We start from the raw sequence: 15844 nt of genomic DNA on the forward strand, positions 1-15844 counted from the left end.
GTTTTTCAGCGTTTTATCCCGCCTCGGCTCGCGGTATCCTACGACGGAGTTTTCTCCGTCGTTTTTCATTTTCAACGCCCGCCACCCGCACGCGATTTTTGGATGCCCATGCAGGACGCATCGTTTTCCTATTCCTCTTTGTCGTTGCCCGACATCGGCGCCATGCCCGCCGCGGACACGCTGGTGCTGACGGTGAACAACCGCCTGTCGCGCCGGCTCACGCTGGAACTGGCGGGCTTGCTGCGCCAGGAACGCCAGGTCAGCGAACTGCCGCGCATTCTGCCGCTGTCGGCGTGGCTGGCCGAGTCCGCCAACGAACTGGCGTTTGAAACCGACGACGACGTGCCAGCCTACCGGCTGGACAGTTTCGCCACGCAATTGGTGTGGACGCAAGCCATCCGCGCCGAAGAAGCCGAACGCGTGCTGTTGGACGCCAGCCAGGCGGCGCGGCTGTCCATGGACGCCGACCTGCTGATGGACGAATGGGATTTGCACGTGCCGTCTGGCGCGGACACCGACGAATACCGCGGCTTTGCCCGCTGGCGCGAACGCTATCGCGAAACGCTGGCCAGCATTGACGCCGAAGATGCGAACCAGGGCTATGCGCGCGTGTTGCGCGCGCTGGAAGATGGCCGGCTGGCCACGCCCGCGCAGCTGGTGCTGGCCGGCTTCACGGATGTGTCGCCGCGCTTTCAACGCTTGCTGCGCGCCTTTGAAGCGCAAGGCACGGCGGTTGCGCAATGGCGCGATGCCCAGCGGGTGGAAACCGTGGCGCGGCGATTCGAGGCTGCGGACCAGGGCGCGGAATGGCGCGCCGCGGCGGCATGGGCGGCCAGTCAATTGAAGGCGCATCCGCATGGCCGTTACGCGATTGTGTCGCCGCAGCTGGAAGCCGAATCACCCTTCGCGCGGCGCGTGTTGAGCCAGGCGCTGGCGGGCCGCGACGGCGCGCCGGCGTATGCCTTCAACGTGGCCGTGGGCCGCCCGCTGAATGAATGGCCCATGGCGCGTGCCGCGTTGGCGTGGCTGCGGGCGCTGGCCGAATGCGCCGATGGCAAGGGCTGCGGCGTGGACGTGCTGGGTGCGGCGCTGCTGGCGGGTCATTGCGCAAGCGATGTGCACGACCGTGCGCGCTTGGCTGCGATCGACGCGCGCTGGCGCCGCCAGGCGGTGCAGCATGTCGGCCTCCAAGCATGGAAGAAGCTGCTCGCTGACACACCAGCGTTGGCGCAAGCCTGGAACCAGGCCATGGAAATCTGGACGCAAGGCGGCCGCCAAGCCACCTGCGACGTCTGGATGTTGCGCATGAAGGCCGCGTTGATGGCGCTGGGTTTCCCGGGCGAAGGCGTGCTGGACAGCGTGGGCTATCAAGTCATGGGCGCGTTGGGCGATGCGCTGGGCAGCTTTTCGGCGCTGGCGCCTGCGGCTGGCCGCTTGGGTGGGGTGGCCGCGGTGAACCTGCTGCAAAGCGTGGCGCGGTCGGCGTCGTTCCAGCCGCAACGCGATCCCTTGGCGCGGCTGGACGTGCTTGGTCTGCTGGAAGCCGAAGGCGGCTCCTGGGATGGCGTGTGGATGCTGGGCCTGACAGACGACGTCTTGCCCGCGTCGCCTAAGCCGAATCCGCTGTTGCCGCTGGCGGTGCTGCGTCTGGCCAAGGCCCCGCGCGCCACGCCCGAACGCGAACGCGAATGGGCCGAAGGCATGTATGCCGCGCTGTGCCGTTGCGCGCCCGACATCATCGTCAGCCATGCCCATATGGATGGCGAGCGCGAACTGCGCCCATCACCGTTGATCGCGGCTGCTGCACTGACGGATTTCACGCCGGCCGCAACCGAGCTTGCCGCCGCCTTGCCGCAGGAATCATTGGAAGACAATCAGGGCCCGCCGCTTGCGCCGGGCAACCGCGGGGGCGGCGGCCTGGACGTGCTGGACACGCAGGCGCGCAATCCCTTGTGGGCCTTCGTGCGGCACCGGTTGGGCGGACGCGAGCTTGCACCGTATGCAGACAGCGCCACCGTGAACGTGCGCGGTCAGTTCCTGCATAAAGCGTTGGAGCTGGTGTGGGGCATGATGCCTGACCAAGAAACGCTGCATGACGTCATGGCCACGGGCCGCTTGCCCGCCTTGCTGGAGCAGGCCGTGGCGCAGGCCGCGGACGAAGAACTCAAGGACTACGCGCCGGCCTTGAGGGCGCTGGAATGCCAACGGGCGCGCGCCGTGCTCGCGTCGTGGCTCGACATGGAGGCGCAGCGCCTGCCGTTCGCGGTTGCCCAGGTCGAAAAGAATCATCAGTGGCAGCGCGGCGCGCTGAACCTGAAGCTGCGGCTTGACCGGATCGATAGCCTGGCTGACGGGCGCAACGTCATCGTCGACTACAAAACGGGCGTGGCCGCCGCCAAGCCCGAACCTGATTGGTCGCGCAGCCGTCCGGTGAACGTGCAGCTGCCGTTCTATGCGTCGGTGCTGGCGGACGCCGCGGGCGGCGAAGTGGCCGGCCTGGTGCTGGCGCAGATTCACGCGCGGCAAGTCGCCGCGCAAGGTCTGGCCGACGAAGACTTGGGCGTGCCCGGCGTCACCCTCGCTAGCGACAGCAAGTATTTCGATGGGCTGTCCTGGCCTGACATCCGGCGACGCTGGCGCGTGGCCATCGAGGCCCTGGCCGATGAGTACGTGGCGGGGGTGGCGGCCAACGTGGCCTACCGCCGCGATGATTTGAAATACTGCGATGCATTGCCGTTCTTGCGTTTGCATCTTGACGACGAGGACGCCTAAGCCATGGCCGACATTGAACGCCTGCCACAGGACCACGCCGCACGCACCGACGCGCTGGACCCGACCCGCTCGTTTCTCGTGCAAGCGCCAGCCGGCTCCGGCAAGACCGAGCTGCTGACCGACCGCATCCTGGCGCTGCTGGCCACCGTGAACCGGCCCGAAGAAATCGTCGCCATCACGTTCACCCGCAAGGCTGCGTCCGAAATGCATGCGCGCGTGCTGAGCAAACTGCGCCGCGGGCTGGATGCGCCGCCTGACGCCATGCACGAACGCCGCAGCTGGGAACTTGCGCGCGCTGCGCTGGCGCGCAACGAGGCGCAGGGCTGGCACCTGCTGGACCACCCAGCGCGTTTGGCGATACGCACCATCGACTCGTTCTGCGCGGGGCTGGTGCGCAGCATGCCCTGGCTGTCTGAATTGGGCGGCATGCCCGAGATCACCGACGATGCGCGCGCGCACTATGAGGCCGCCGCGCGCGCCACGCTGGATCTGGCGGATGACTACGAGGCCGTGCGCATCCTGCTCCAGCATCTGGATGTAGATGTGCAGGCCGCCAAGGACGCCATCGCCGACATGCTCGGCCAGCGCGACCAATGGCTGCCGCTGCTGCGCCACGGTTCCGACCGCGCCGGCATGGAAGCCATGCTGGCTGAAGCCATCGGCGAAGACCTGGACGCGCTTTGCGAAGCCATGCCGTATGGCTGGGCCGAATCGCTGTGCGGCCCGGCCCGTCTTGCCGCGGCGCAATTGCAGGACGGCGAAGACGACAACAAACTCTTGGCGCTGCTGGACTGGACCGACGAACTGCCGCCTGACGCCGACGTGCTGGACCAATGGCGCGCCGTGGCGCATCTGCTGCTGACCGGCACGGGCACCTTGCGCAAGACGGTCAACAAGAACCTGGGCTTTCCGGCCAAGTGCGCGCACAAGGAACCCTTTGTGGCGTGGCTGGAAGCGGCCGACGCGCAGGCGCCATGGGTGCGCCGCCTGAACGCCGTGCGCGATATCCCCGAGCCGCATTTCACCGATGCGCAATGGGAAGTGCTGGGCGCGCAGCTGATGACCTTGGCGCTGGCCGTGGCGCAGCTGCGCCTGCGCTTTGCCGACACCGGCGAGGTCGACTTCATTGAAATCGCGCAGCGCGCGGCGGCCGCATTGGGCAGCGCCGATGACCCGGGCGAACTGCTGCTGAAGCTGGACGCCTCTATCCGCCATCTGCTGATCGACGAATTCCAGGACACCAGCCAGACGCAGCTGGACTTGCTGCGCACGCTGACCTCGGGCTGGCAGGCGGGCGATGGCCGCAGCCTGTTCCTGGTGGGCGACCCGATGCAATCCATCTACCGCTTCCGCAAGGCCGAGGTGGGGCTGTTCCTGGAAGTGGCCGATATCGGCGTGGGTGAATTGACGCCCGACTTCCTAAACCTGACCGACAACTTCCGCTCGCAGGCGGGCATCGTGGAATGGGTGAACCAATCGTTTGCGGGGCTGCTGCCCAAACGCAGCGATGCCGCCGCGGGCGCCATCGCGTACAGCCCGTCCACCGCCTTTCACGACGCGCTGCCGGACCCCGCCGTGCGCTTTCACCCCGCGTGGTCACGCGCGGGCGCGGCGCCCGCTGAAGAACAGGCCGAAGATATCGCCGTGGGTTTGGTGCGCCAGGCGCTGATCGATCACAAGGGCGCGAAGCATCCGGTCGCGGTGCTGGTGCGCGCGCGCAGCCACCTGGGCAATCTGACGCGCAGGCTGGCGCAAGAAGGCATCCGTTGCCGTGCCGTGGACTTGGTGCCCTTGGCGCTGCGTCCGGTGGTGGCGGACCTGGTGCAACTGGTGCGGGCGCTGTCGCATCCGGCCGACCGGATGGCGTGGCTGTCGGTCTTGCGCGCGCCGTATTGCGGGCTGACGCTGACGTCGTTACAGCGCCTGTTCGGTGATGACCACATCACGCCCGTGCCGGTGCTGCTCGAACGCGCGCTGCGCATCGTGCCGCCCACCGCCCCGGTCGCCGTCAACACCGCGCCGCAAGGTTCCTTGTTTGACGATGCCGCGCCGGCCGCAGCCGATTCGCCCTCTGCACAAGCGCTCTTGAGCGCCGACGAGTTCGAACGCCTGCGCCACGTCGCGGCCATTTTGCTGGACAAGCGCAACGCCTCGGGCGCGATGCCCTTCGCGGCCTGGGTGGAATCGCTATGGCGGCGCTTGGGCGGGCCAGCGTTGTATGCCGGCCTGTCGGTGGCGAACGATGCCGAAAGCCTGTTCCAGCTGGTTGAGCGTCTGGCGCCGCACGGCGGCATCGACCCCGCCGCGCTGGACGCGGGTATCTCGCGCCTGTTCGCGTCACCCGATGCGGCGGACGAAGACGAAGGCGCGGTCGAAATCATGACCATGCACAAGTCCAAGGGCCTGCAATTTGAAACGGTCATCTTGTATGGCTTGCATCGCGCGCCCCGGGGTGACCAGGCGCCGCTGGTGCGTTTCGAGCAAAGCGGCGGCCGCGTGCTTTTCGGCCCGGTCAAGCCGCGTGCGGAAACCGAAGCTGATCCGGTCTCGCGCTATCTGGGCGCGCGGGAAGCGCGCCGGGCGTCGTACGAAATTGACCGCCTGCTGTACGTGGCGGCCACCCGCGCGCGCAAACGCCTGCATCTGGTGGGCCACGTGTCGGTTGACGAGGCCAGCGGTCAGGTCAAGACGCCACCATCGGCCAGCCTGCTGGGTCGCTTGTGGCCATGCCTGATCACGCCCGTGCCGCCCGCATTGGAAGGCGAGGCCGAACCCGACGCCATTGACGGCCCCGAATGGCAAGGCGAACCCTTGCGGCGCGTGGCCAGCGACGGCCTCGCGCAATTGGCGCGCCTGTCGACCGTCACCGTCAGCCCCGGTTTCGGCGCCGCCGAACGCGGCGCGTGGGGCGATGGCGGCGAACATCCCGCCTGGCAACTCGAAGCCGGCTACGACGCCGCCATCGGCACGCTGGCCCACGCCTGGCTGGCCCGCATCGGCCAAGACGGCGTCCACACCTGGCCCGCCGACGCCCTGGCCGAACGCCTGCCCGCCATGCGCCGCCAACTGACCCGCGCCGGCATCCCCGCCAGCCAAGCCGACGCCGCCGCGGAAGCCGTGCTGGAAACCCTGCAAGCCACATTGGCGGATGACCGCGGCCTATGGCTGCTATCCCAATCCGGCGCCCGCCGCGAATGGCCCCTGATCGACGCCGCCGGCAAGGTGTCCGTCATCGACTTGGCGCTGAGCACCGAAGACGGCTGGCTGATCGTCGACTACAAAACCGGCCGCCCGCACCCAGGCGAAACCCCACCGGCATTCGCCACCCGAATGCGCCAACGTCACGGTGACCAGTTGCTGCGGTACTGCACGCAAGTGACATCGCTAGACGGCCGCAAAGCCAAAGCCGCCCTCTATTTCCCCCGAGCCAAAGCATGGATCGACCTTCAGCCATAACCCCCAGGAGGGAAGGGTAAAGAAAGTAGGTCAGGGTTAAGCGCCCAAGGCAAAGAAGCAAGGCAGAGAACCCAAGACAGAGAACGCAAGACAGAGAGCAAGCCAAAGAGAGCAATCCAAGAGAACAAGAGAGCGAGGCAAAGCGAAGCAAGCCAAAGCAAGCAAGGCAAAGCAAGCAAGGCAAAGCGAAGCGAGCCAAAAATGGCAAGCGAAGCAAAGCCATCACCCCCTCCCCCTCGGGGGGAGGGCCGGGGAGGGGGCAACATACCGCCCCTAGGGGCCCGCCTGCCGGAAGGCTAGCAAGCAAGCATCGCGCAGCTCTGCTAGAATTCCGGCTGGCGGGCCCCTTCGCATGGTTCGACGGTGAACCTGGTCAGGTCGGGAACGAAGCAGCCATAGTCGTTTAGGGTCAGTGCCGGAGTAAGGCTCGCCAACCGGATTCTTCAAAGCAAAGGGTCATGAATTCAGTTCATGGCCCTTCGCTTTCAAGGGGGACGGGGTTATTTTCCAGGGATTCGTTCCGCGGGAATAAGCCCGTCCCCTTTGCATTTCAGCCAGCACGCGAAACAGGCTCTACAATCCAGCCATGACTTATCTGGTACTGGCCCGCAAGTGGCGGCCGAGATCGTTCGATACCCTTGTGGGACAGGATCACGTGGTGCGCGCGCTGACTCACGCGCTCGACACCCAACGCCTGCACCATGCCTGGTTGTTCACCGGCACCCGGGGCGTGGGCAAGACCACGCTATCCCGCATCCTGGCCAAGTCGCTCAACTGTGAAACCGGCATCACGTCCAAGCCTTGCGGCGTCTGCCGCGCTTGTACGGAAATCGACGCCGGGCGCTTTGTCGACTACCTGGAACTGGATGCGGCCTCGAACCGCGGCGTCGAAGAAATGACGCAGCTGCTCGAACAAGCGGTGTACGCGCCCGGCGCGGGGCGCTTCAAGGTCTACATGATCGACGAAGTGCACATGCTGACCGGCCACGCCTTCAACGCCATGTTGAAGACGCTGGAAGAACCGCCCCCCCATGTCAAATTCATCCTGGCCACCACCGATCCGCAAAAGATTCCGGTGACGGTGTTGTCGCGCTGCCTGCAATTCAATCTGAAGCAGATGCCGGCCGACTCCATCGTTGGCCACCTGCAGGCGGTGCTGGGCCAGGAAGCCGTCCCGTTTGAAGTGCCGGCGCTGCGCCTGATCGGCCAGGCGGCTCAAGGGTCCATGCGCGATGCGCTGTCCCTGACCGACCAGGCCATCGCCTATAGCGCGGGCAACATGACCGAGGACGCCGTGCGCGGCATGCTCGGCACGATCGACCAGCGCCATCTGGTGCGGCTCTTGGATGCCTTGTCCGCGGGCGACGCGAAAAGCGTGCTGGCCGTGGCCGACGAATTGTCCACGCGCGGGTTGTCCTACGCGGGGGCGCTGGCCGATCTGGCCGTGCTGCTGTCGCGCGTGGCGATCGAACAGCGCGTCACGGGCGTCACGCCGGCAGAAGACCCGCTGGCTGCCGACATTGCGCGCTTGGCGCTGAGCCTGCACCCCGACGCCGTGCAACTGTTCTATTCCGTGGCGGTGCATAGCCGCAGCGAATTGACGTTGGCGCCCGACGAGTACGCGGGCTTCATCATGGCCTGCCTGCGCATGTTGTCGCTCAATGGCGACGCCGGCCCGCAGACCGCGCTGGAAGCGCCCGCCACACCCGCCCGCCAGACGGCGGAACCAGCGGTGGCCGTGGCGGCTCCGGCGGTCGCGGTGGCTGCCGGGGGTGCCCCTGGTGTAGCCCCGGTGGCATCCCCTACGGCGGCCCCCACGGCATCCCCCACGGCAGCCCCTGTAGCAGCTGCCGCCGTCGCGTCTCCCCACGCGCCTCCCGTCGCGTCTGTCGAGGTTCCTGTCAACGCAGCAACTGCTGCCCAGGCACCCGCCGTTGCGACCGCGGCGGCTCCGGCTGCTCAGCCGGCGCCCACCGTGCCTGACGCGTTTGACGTGTCCGCGGCCGAGCCCGTCAACGTGGCGGCCGCGCCCGTCAGCGTCGCAGCCGCGCCGGCCCTCGCGCCTGCCGCGCCGGCGCCCGATGTTCAGCCCGAACCCGCCGTCACTGCGCCCCCGTCCATCGCTTCCGCGGATAGCGTGCCGCCGTGGGAAGACCTGCCCGCGGCAACGCCGGCTGCCGCCAACGCGGCCCCCGCAGCCCCCGCATCCCCGGCAACGCCTGACGCCGCCACCGCCAAAGCCGCTGGCTCCGCCGCGCTGGCGGTCACGCCCGCCGTGGCGGCGGTGTTGGCGACAGCGCCGGCGGACGCCGACGGCGATGGCCCGCCTTCCTGGGTCGACGAAGAAATCCCATTCGAAGCCGAAGGCGGTTTCGTTCCTGAAAGCGGCTTCACGTCCGACCCGGACGACGATGATTTTGAAACGCTGGCCAGCGCGCCATCAGCCGCGCCGGCTGTCGCCCCCGTCCGCCGCGAAGGCGCCGCCCCGTCGCGCAAGCGCGGCGCGCGCGCCCGTGTCACAGACATGACGCAAGCCGGCTGGCCCGAGTTGGCCGCGACGCTGCCCGTCACCGGCCTGGCCGCTGAACTCGCGCGGCAAAGCGAATGGGCGGGCGTGCAAGGTGACGCGGTCATCCTGCGCGTGGCCGTAAAAACACTGGCCGAAAGCGAAAGCCGGGTTCGCCTGCAAACCGTCTTGTGCGAACATTTCGGTCAGGGCATCCGGCTGGACGTGCGAGTCGGCGTCACCGGCGACGACACGGCGCATGCCGTGGCGAAAGCCGAACGCGCTGCGCGCCAGCAGGCCGCCGAAGATGCGGTGGCCGTTGATCCTTTTGTGCAAGCGTTGCTGGCCGATTTCGGGGGCCATGTCGTCCCCGACTCCATCCGCCACGTTGATCCCCCGGCCGCTGCCTGAGGCGGCGGCCCCTCTTATTCCCCTCGTTCAAGGAACATCCATCATGATGAAAGGACAACTGGCCGGCCTGATGCGCCAGGCGCAGCAGATGCAGGAAAACATGAAGAAGGCGCAAGACGCGCTGGCTGAAATCCTGGTCGAAGGCGCCTCGGGCGGCGGCCTGGTCAAGGTCACCATGACCTGCCGCCACGACGTCAAGCGCGTCGTGATCGACCCGTCGCTGCTGGGCGATGACAAAGACATGCTGGAAGACCTGGTCGCCGCTGCGTTCAACGACGCGCTGCGCAAGGCCGAAACCACGTCGCAGGAAAAGATGGCGGGCGTCACCGCCGGCATGCCGCTGCCCCCGGGCATGAAGCTGCCGTTCTGATCGACGCCGCCCTAGGCCGCAATGGACCCCTTACTGCCTGAACCCGAACCGCTGGTGTCGCTGATCGAGGCGCTGCGGCGCCTGCCCGGCGTGGGCGTTCGATCCGCCAGGCGCATGGCCTATCACCTGTTGCAGCATGACCCGCAAGGCGCGGACATGCTGGGGCAGGCGTTGGCCGGCGCCGTGCGCGATCTGAAGCACTGCGCCCGCTGCAACAGCTTTTCGGAAGACGAAGTCTGCGGAACCTGCGCCAATACCAAGCGCGACCCCTCGCTCTTGTGCATCGTTGAAACGCCCGCCGATCAGAACATGATCGAGTCCAGCCACGGCTACCGTGGCCTGTACTACGTGCTGATGGGCCGGGTCGCGCCGCTTGAAGGCATCGGCCCGCGCGAGCTGGATTTCGATCGCGTCATCAAGCGCGCCACTGACGGCGTGGTTCAGGAAGTCATCCTGGCCACCAACTTCACGGCGGAAGGCGAAACCACGGCTCACTTCCTGGGCGAAGCCCTGGGCGAGCGCGGCTTGCGCGTCACGCGTCTGGCGCGCGGCGTGCCGGCCGGCAGCGAGCTCGAATACGTGGACGCCGGCACGATCGCCTGGGCGCTGATGGAGCGTAAGACGACGTAGTCAGGGCAGGGCTCGCAACATCAAAAAGCCCACCGGCAACGTACCGGGGCGGCAAACCTGTGAGGTAGACAAACCATGTCAGCGCTGACCGGACTCAAGGTCCTGGAACTCGGCACGCTCATCGCCGGCCCGTTCGCCGCGCGCATCTTCGGCGAATTCGGCGCCGATGTCATCAAAGTGGAAACCCCGCACGGCCCGGATGGCACGGGCGGCGGTGACCCCATCCGCAGCTGGCGCCATCTGCACGAGGGCAATTCGCTCTGGTGGACGGTGCAGGCGCGCAACAAGCAATCCATCGCCCTCAACCTGAAAGACCCGCGCGCGCAGGAAATCGCCCGCAAGCTGGCGCTGGACGCCGATGTCGTGGTTGAGAACTACCGGCCCGGCGTGCTCGAAAAGTGGGGCTTGGGCTATGAGCAACTGCGCGCCATCAACCCCGCGCTGATCATGGTGCGGCTGTCGGGCTACGGCCAGACCGGCCCCATGAAAGACCAGCCGGGCTTTGGCGCCATCGGTGAATCGATGGGCGGCCTGCGGTATGTGTCGGGTCACCCCGACCGGCCGCCGCTGCGGGTCGGCATCTCCATTGGCGATTCCATTGCCGCGCTGCACGGCGTGATCGGCGCGATGATGGCGCTGCGCCACCGCGACGCCACGGGCGGCCGCTGGAATGGCAAGACGGGCGCCGAATGCACGGCCGGCCAAGGCCAGATGGTGGACGTGGCGCTGTACGAAGCCGTGTTCAATATGATGGAAAGTCTGGTGCCCGAATACGACGTGGCCGGCGTGGTGCGCGAACGCACGGGCGGCGCGCTGCCGGGCATCGTGCCCTCCAACACATACACCACCCGCGACGGCCAGAACATCGTCATCGCCGGCAATGGCGACGCCATCTTCCACCGCCTGATGCGCGCCATCGGCCGCGACGATCTGGCCGAAGACCCGGAGCTGGTGCGTAACGATGGCCGCGCCCGCCGGGTCGAAGAGATCGACGGCGCCATCCAGCAATGGTGCGATGGCCGTGGCATTGAGGACGCGTTGGGCGTGCTGAAGGCGGCGGATGTGCCGGTCGGCAAGATCTACAGCGTGGCCGATATGTTCAGCGATCCGCAGTTCCTGGCGCGCCGCATGATCGAACAACACCACTTCGCCGATGGCCGTCCGGTCAAGCTTCCAGGCGTGGTTCCGAAGCTGTCCGAGACCCCTGGCCAGACGCGTTGGGTGGGGCCGGCTTTAGGGGAACATACCGAGGAAGTCCTGAAATCGCTGGGGTATGATTCAGCGGCTATTGATGAGCTGGCGAAGACCGGCGCTATCGGTAAACCCGACAATTAGGAGACAACCACATGTCAGTTACTCGCCGTGACTTGCTCAAGATGGCTGGCGCTGCCGGCGTCATGGGCATGGCGCCCGCCATTGTGCGCGCACAGAAACTTGAAAAGACCAAGGTCCAGATCGCCGTGGGCGGCAAGCCCCTGATCTACTATCTTCCGCTGTCCATTGCGGAAGCCCGCGGCTACTTCAAGGACGAAGGCCTGGAAGTCAGCATCGCTGACTTTGCTGGCGGTTCCAAGGCGTTGCAGGCGGTCGTGGGTGGCAGCGCCGACGTGGTCTCGGGCGCGTTCGAACACACGCTGTCGATGCAGTCCAAGGGCCAGGCCTACCGCGCCTTTGTGTTGCAAGGCCGCGCGCCGATGATCGGCGTGGGCGTGTCCAAGAAGAACCTGCCCAACTACAAGGGCCCAACCGACCTCAAGGGCAAGAAGATCGGCGTGACCGCGCCGGGCTCGTCCACCAACATGGTGGTCAGCTTCTTCCTGGCCAAGCACGGCCTGAAGGCGTCGGACGTGTCCATCATCGGCGTGGGCGCGGGCGCAGGCGCCGTCACGGCATTGCGCAGCGGCCAGATCGACGCCATCTCCAACACCGACCCCGTGGTGTCGATGTTGGAAATGCCGGGCGACATCCAGATCATCGTCGACACGCGCACGCTGAAAGACACGCAGGACATCTTCGGCGGCAACATGCCCGCCGGCTGCCTGTACGCGCCGCAAGCCTTCATCGACGCCAATCCCAACACCACCCAGGCGCTGACCAACGCGCTGGTGCGCGCCGACAAGTGGATTCAGAAGGCCGGCCCCGACGAGATCGCCAAGATCGTGCCGGAAACCTATCTGCTGGGCGACCCGGCCGTGTACAAGGCCGCCATCGCCAAGAGCCTGGAAGGCCTGTCGCCCGACGGCATGATTCCCGAAGACGGCGCCGCCACCGCGCTGAAGGCGCTGGCTGCCTACCAGGCGGACTTCGACGGTTCGAAGATTGACCCGTCCAAGGTGTGGACCAATGATTTCGCGCGCCGCGCCAACGAGAAGTATGCCAATGGCTGAAGCCGCACTGTCGCTGGAAAATATCAGTTGCACCTTTGTTTCGCGTGACGACCGGTCGCAGCGCTACACCGCTGTCAGCGACACGACCCTGGCCATTGCGCCAGGGGAGTTCGTGTCGGTGGTGGGCCCGACCGGTTGCGGCAAGTCCACATTGCTTAACGTAGGCGCTGGTTTGCTGGCGCCGTCTTCGGGCCAGGTGAAGGTGTTCGGGCAACCGCTGTCCGGCATCAATTCCCGCGCGGGTTACATGTTCCAGGGCGAGGCGCTCTTGCCCTGGCGCAGCGCGCTGGACAACGTGGTGGCCGGCCTGGAGTTCGCAGGCGTGGCGCGGCCGGAAGCGCTTGAGCGTGGCCGCGAGTGGATGCGTCGCGTTGGCCTGGGCGGCTTCGAGCAACGTTATCCGCACCAGATGTCTGGCGGCATGCGCAAGCGCGCCATGCTGGCGCAGACGCTGATCCGCGACCCTGACATCATCCTGATGGACGAGCCGTTTTCGGCGCTCGACATCCAGACGCGCCAGCTGATGGAAAACGAGGTCCTGGAATTGTGGATGGCCAAACGCAAGGCCGTGCTCTTCATCACGCACGACCTGGACGAAGCCATCGCCATGAGCGACCGCGTGATCGTGCTGTCGGCCGGGCCTGGCACGCATCCGATCGGCGAATTCACGATCGACCTGCCGCGTCCGCGCGACGTGGCCGAAGTGCGCGCCCATCCGCGTTTCGTCGAACTGCACTCCGCCATCTGGGCCGTGCTGCGCGAAGAAGTGCTCAAGGGCTATGCCCAACAGAAGCGAGCCTGAGGTATGTCGAAGTCATTCAAATCCGGTTCCGCCAGCCTGCGCTTCTGGCAACTGCTGCTCTTGGTTGTCATCCTGGGCGTCTGGCATTTCGCATCGCGCGACTCCAAAGTGGCGTTCTTCTTCGGTGAGCCGCTGAAGGTCTGGGGCCGCATCTGGGCCTGGTTCGTCACCAACGCCGACATCTACACGCACTTGTGGGTGACGCTGACCGAGACCGTGCTGGCGTTCTTCATCGGCACCATCGCCGGCCTGGGCTTCGGCTTGTGGCTGGGCTTGTCGCCGCGCGCAAGCGCTATTCTCGACCCCTATATCAAGGCCGCCAACTCAATGCCGCGCGTGATTCTCGCGCCCATTTTCGGCATGTGGTTCGGCTTGGGGATCTGGTCGAAGGTGGCGCTGGCGGTCACGCTGGTGTTCTTCATCGTGTTCTTCAACGTCTACCAGGGCGTGCGCGAAGTCAGCCCGACCTTGCTGGACAACGCCCGCATGCTGGGCGCGCGCAAGCGTCAACTGCTGCGCCACGTGTACTTGCCGTCGGCCACCAGCTGGGTGTTTTCCAGCCTGCACACGTCCGTGGGCCTGGCCTTCGTGGGCGCGGTGGTGGGTGAATACCTGGGGTCGGCAAGCGGGGTGGGCTACCTGATCCTGCAAGCGGAAGGCACGTTCGACGTGAACACGGTGTTCGCGGGCATCGTCGTGCTGACGGCGTTTGCGCTGGTGTTGGACTACATCGTCGGCATTGGTGAAAAGCGCCTGATGAAGTGGCAGCCCAAGTCAGGCGAAACCGAAAAGCTGTAGCGCGCGTCACGCAAGAGCACGACACGGCAACGCCGCCGCGTTACGCGCTACGCGTTTCGGGTTACGGGCCTTCAGGCCCGTAACGCGCGCTGGCTGCGCAGCCAGATCGTCAGGCTGTCGAACGCGTCGCGCGCGCCTTGCAGCGCGTGCGCTTCGCGTCCCTGGGCGCCGGCTTCGCTGTCCAGGAATTGTAGAAACGCCTTCCACATCGGCCCGACCTGTTCGCCGTAACCGCGCAAGTAGCGCAGCGGCAATGCGGGAGTGACGTCCGCCAGATGCTTGGCCAGAAAGCGGCCACCCAATTGCGATCCTTCAACCACATAGGCCACGCCCAGCGCGTACGCGTCGGCCGTGTGCAACTGCGGCGCATCCGCGCATTGCGGCACGGGGGCGGTGTCGCCCGCAGCGGCCAGGTCGGCGCGCAGCCAATCGCTTTTTCCTGCGCGCACCGGCGCTTGCAGGCTGCCGGGCCAGTCCAGCCGCCAGAGCTGTTGTTCCAGCGGTTCCAGCCAGCCGAGCAGCGCGCGCAGGTAGTTCAGATAGTCACCGCGATCAATGTCGCCGCCGGTCAGGGCCAGGCCCTGGTCCAGCGTTTCGTGCCGCTCGCGCGTGCCTTCTCTAAGGACCTGATGGACGGGTGAAATCATGGGGGCCGCTCACTTGTCGGGGGTGGGGGCGGGCAGGTGCAGCGACCAGCCTTGCGCTTGCCGCTCCAGACGCCAGCCCGAGGCGGCCGCAAGCAGCTCCACCTGTTGCGGATCAATCGTTTCCGTTGACGCGGCAGGGTCGGCGTCGAACGGGGCGGAGAAGTGGGTGGAGAAATGGGCATGCCACGCGTGGGGCTGCGACAGGTCCAGCGTCAAAACGACGTCTGCGGGCATCCCTTGCAACAGGCTAAGCAGCCAGGCCAGCAGCAGATACCGCGAGGTGAATTGCGGCAGTTCGACCTCGGCGACGTCTTCGGGCCAGACCACGCTTTGCCGCGACAACAGCAGTTGCGAGAACATCAGCTTGCGGCATTCGGCCAGCAGCGTCGCCGTGTTCGTGCGCGCGCCGTTGTCGGCCAGCCATTGGTCCAGTTCCCGGACGATGGTTACGCCATCGTCCAGCATGACCGTCAGGTCGCCGGCCAGACGCTGGCAGCGTTGCTGCAAGGCGTTGGCGTCGGCGCCTTCGGGCGTCTGGCGCAGCATTGCCGCCGCCAGCGACGCGTTGGATAACGGGCCCACCACATCGTGGCGCAGCACCGGAAATATCTGCGCCAACACCTTCAGGCGCACGCCATGCGCCACCAGGGCAAGCAGCGACGGGCTGATCGGCACGGCAGGCGGCGTCATTCGGCTTGGCGCAGCACGGCAAGCAGCGCGTCCGGGTCGGCGGGTTTTTCGATCCAGCCATTGAACATGTCGTCGGCGTCGTTGCGGCGTTCATGGCGCGCCAGGCCGCTCAGCGCATAAATGCGCGCCGGCGTCTTGCGGGCGCGCAGGCGCGTGGCCAGTTCGTAGCCGTCCATATCGGGCAGCAGGATGTCAACCAGAACGGCTTCAGGGACAAAGCTGTCAACCATTTCCAATGCCGCTTCGCCCGTGGCCGCGCAACGCGCTTCCAGGCCCGAGAGCGTCAGGAATTCGGCCAGCAGCTCCGAGCCCATTTCATTGTCGTCAACCAGCAGGACGCGAACCGCGCGTACTTCATCCAAAAGAGGTCTCCAA

General features: G+C 66.5%; 12 protein-coding genes and 1 other RNA gene. 10 read left to right on the plus strand and 3 right to left on the minus strand.

The genetic code is table 11. From position 1 onward, the window contains the following. The first annotated feature begins 102 nt into the window (after nt 1-102). From ACFZAI_RS06580 to ACFZAI_RS06625, 10 genes are all read left to right on the plus strand, one after another. A complete protein-coding gene (locus ACFZAI_RS06580; RefSeq protein ID WP_391566148.1) occupies nt 103-2772 on the plus strand; it encodes a PD-(D/E)XK nuclease family protein in 2670 nt (889 codons plus the stop codon). A gap of 3 nt (nt 2773-2775) precedes the next feature. Continuing rightward, complete coding sequence (locus ACFZAI_RS06585; protein ID WP_391566149.1) at nt 2776-6228, plus strand: UvrD-helicase domain-containing protein; 3453 nt, start codon at nt 2776-2778, stop codon at nt 6226-6228. A 337-nt stretch (nt 6229-6565) separates the two neighbouring features. Then, nucleotides 6566-6663, plus strand: an RNA gene (gene ffs, locus ACFZAI_RS06590) — signal recognition particle sRNA small type. A gap of 151 nt (nt 6664-6814) precedes the next feature. After that, on the plus strand, nt 6815-9145 hold the full coding sequence (locus ACFZAI_RS06595) for a DNA polymerase III subunit gamma/tau (protein WP_391566150.1): 2331 nt from the start codon (nt 6815-6817) through the stop codon (nt 9143-9145). A 43-nt stretch (nt 9146-9188) separates the two neighbouring features. Continuing rightward, a complete protein-coding gene (locus tag ACFZAI_RS06600) occupies nt 9189-9515 on the plus strand; it encodes a YbaB/EbfC family nucleoid-associated protein (protein ID WP_006221090.1) in 327 nt (108 codons plus the stop codon). A 21-nt stretch (nt 9516-9536) separates the two neighbouring features. After that, nucleotides 9537-10145 (plus strand): recombination mediator RecR, encoded by a 609-nt coding sequence (recR, locus tag ACFZAI_RS06605; RefSeq protein WP_054427963.1) that lies wholly within the window; start codon nt 9537-9539, stop codon nt 10143-10145. A gap of 75 nt (nt 10146-10220) precedes the next feature. Next, a complete protein-coding gene (locus ACFZAI_RS06610) occupies nt 10221-11480 on the plus strand; it encodes a CaiB/BaiF CoA transferase family protein (protein ID WP_391566151.1) in 1260 nt (419 codons plus the stop codon). Nucleotides 11481-11491: 11 nt separating this feature from the next. Beyond that, nucleotides 11492-12532 carry an ABC transporter substrate-binding protein gene (locus tag ACFZAI_RS06615; protein ID WP_391566152.1) on the plus strand — a complete coding sequence of 347 codons (1041 nt, stop codon included), beginning with the start codon at nt 11492-11494 and terminating at the stop codon, nt 12530-12532. Further along, on the plus strand, nt 12525-13334 hold the full coding sequence (locus ACFZAI_RS06620; RefSeq protein ID WP_054427960.1) for an ABC transporter ATP-binding protein: 810 nt from the start codon (nt 12525-12527) through the stop codon (nt 13332-13334). Before ACFZAI_RS06615 ends, ACFZAI_RS06620 begins: the two co-directional genes overlap by 8 nt. A gap of 3 nt (nt 13335-13337) precedes the next feature. After that, the gene (locus ACFZAI_RS06625; protein ID WP_006222859.1) at nt 13338-14132 is read left to right on the plus strand and encodes an ABC transporter permease; all 795 of its coding nucleotides are present in this window, start codon (nt 13338-13340) and stop codon (nt 14130-14132) included. Between the two features lie 71 nt (nt 14133-14203). On the opposite strand, the gene ACFZAI_RS06630 is transcribed toward ACFZAI_RS06625, so the two are convergent. From ACFZAI_RS06630 to ACFZAI_RS06640, 3 genes are read right to left on the minus strand one after another with little or no spacing between them, the layout of a single operon-like run. Beyond that, nucleotides 14204-14779: a biliverdin-producing heme oxygenase gene (locus tag ACFZAI_RS06630; RefSeq protein WP_391566153.1), complete on the minus strand. Its 576-nt coding sequence runs from the start codon at nt 14777-14779 to the stop codon at nt 14204-14206. A 9-nt stretch (nt 14780-14788) separates the two neighbouring features. Next, complete coding sequence (locus ACFZAI_RS06635) at nt 14789-15469, minus strand: hypothetical protein (RefSeq protein ID WP_391566154.1); 681 nt, start codon at nt 15467-15469, stop codon at nt 14789-14791. After that, a complete protein-coding gene (locus ACFZAI_RS06640; RefSeq protein WP_391566155.1) occupies nt 15466-15831 on the minus strand; it encodes a response regulator in 366 nt (121 codons plus the stop codon). The genes ACFZAI_RS06635 and ACFZAI_RS06640 overlap by 4 nt, the downstream gene beginning before the upstream one ends. Between the last annotated feature and the right edge of the window lie 13 nt (nt 15832-15844).

Origin of the sequence: Achromobacter sp. NPDC008082, assembly GCF_042957345.1 — a bacterium.
GTDB lineage: Bacteria > Pseudomonadota > Gammaproteobacteria > Burkholderiales > Burkholderiaceae_B > Achromobacter > Achromobacter kerstersii_A.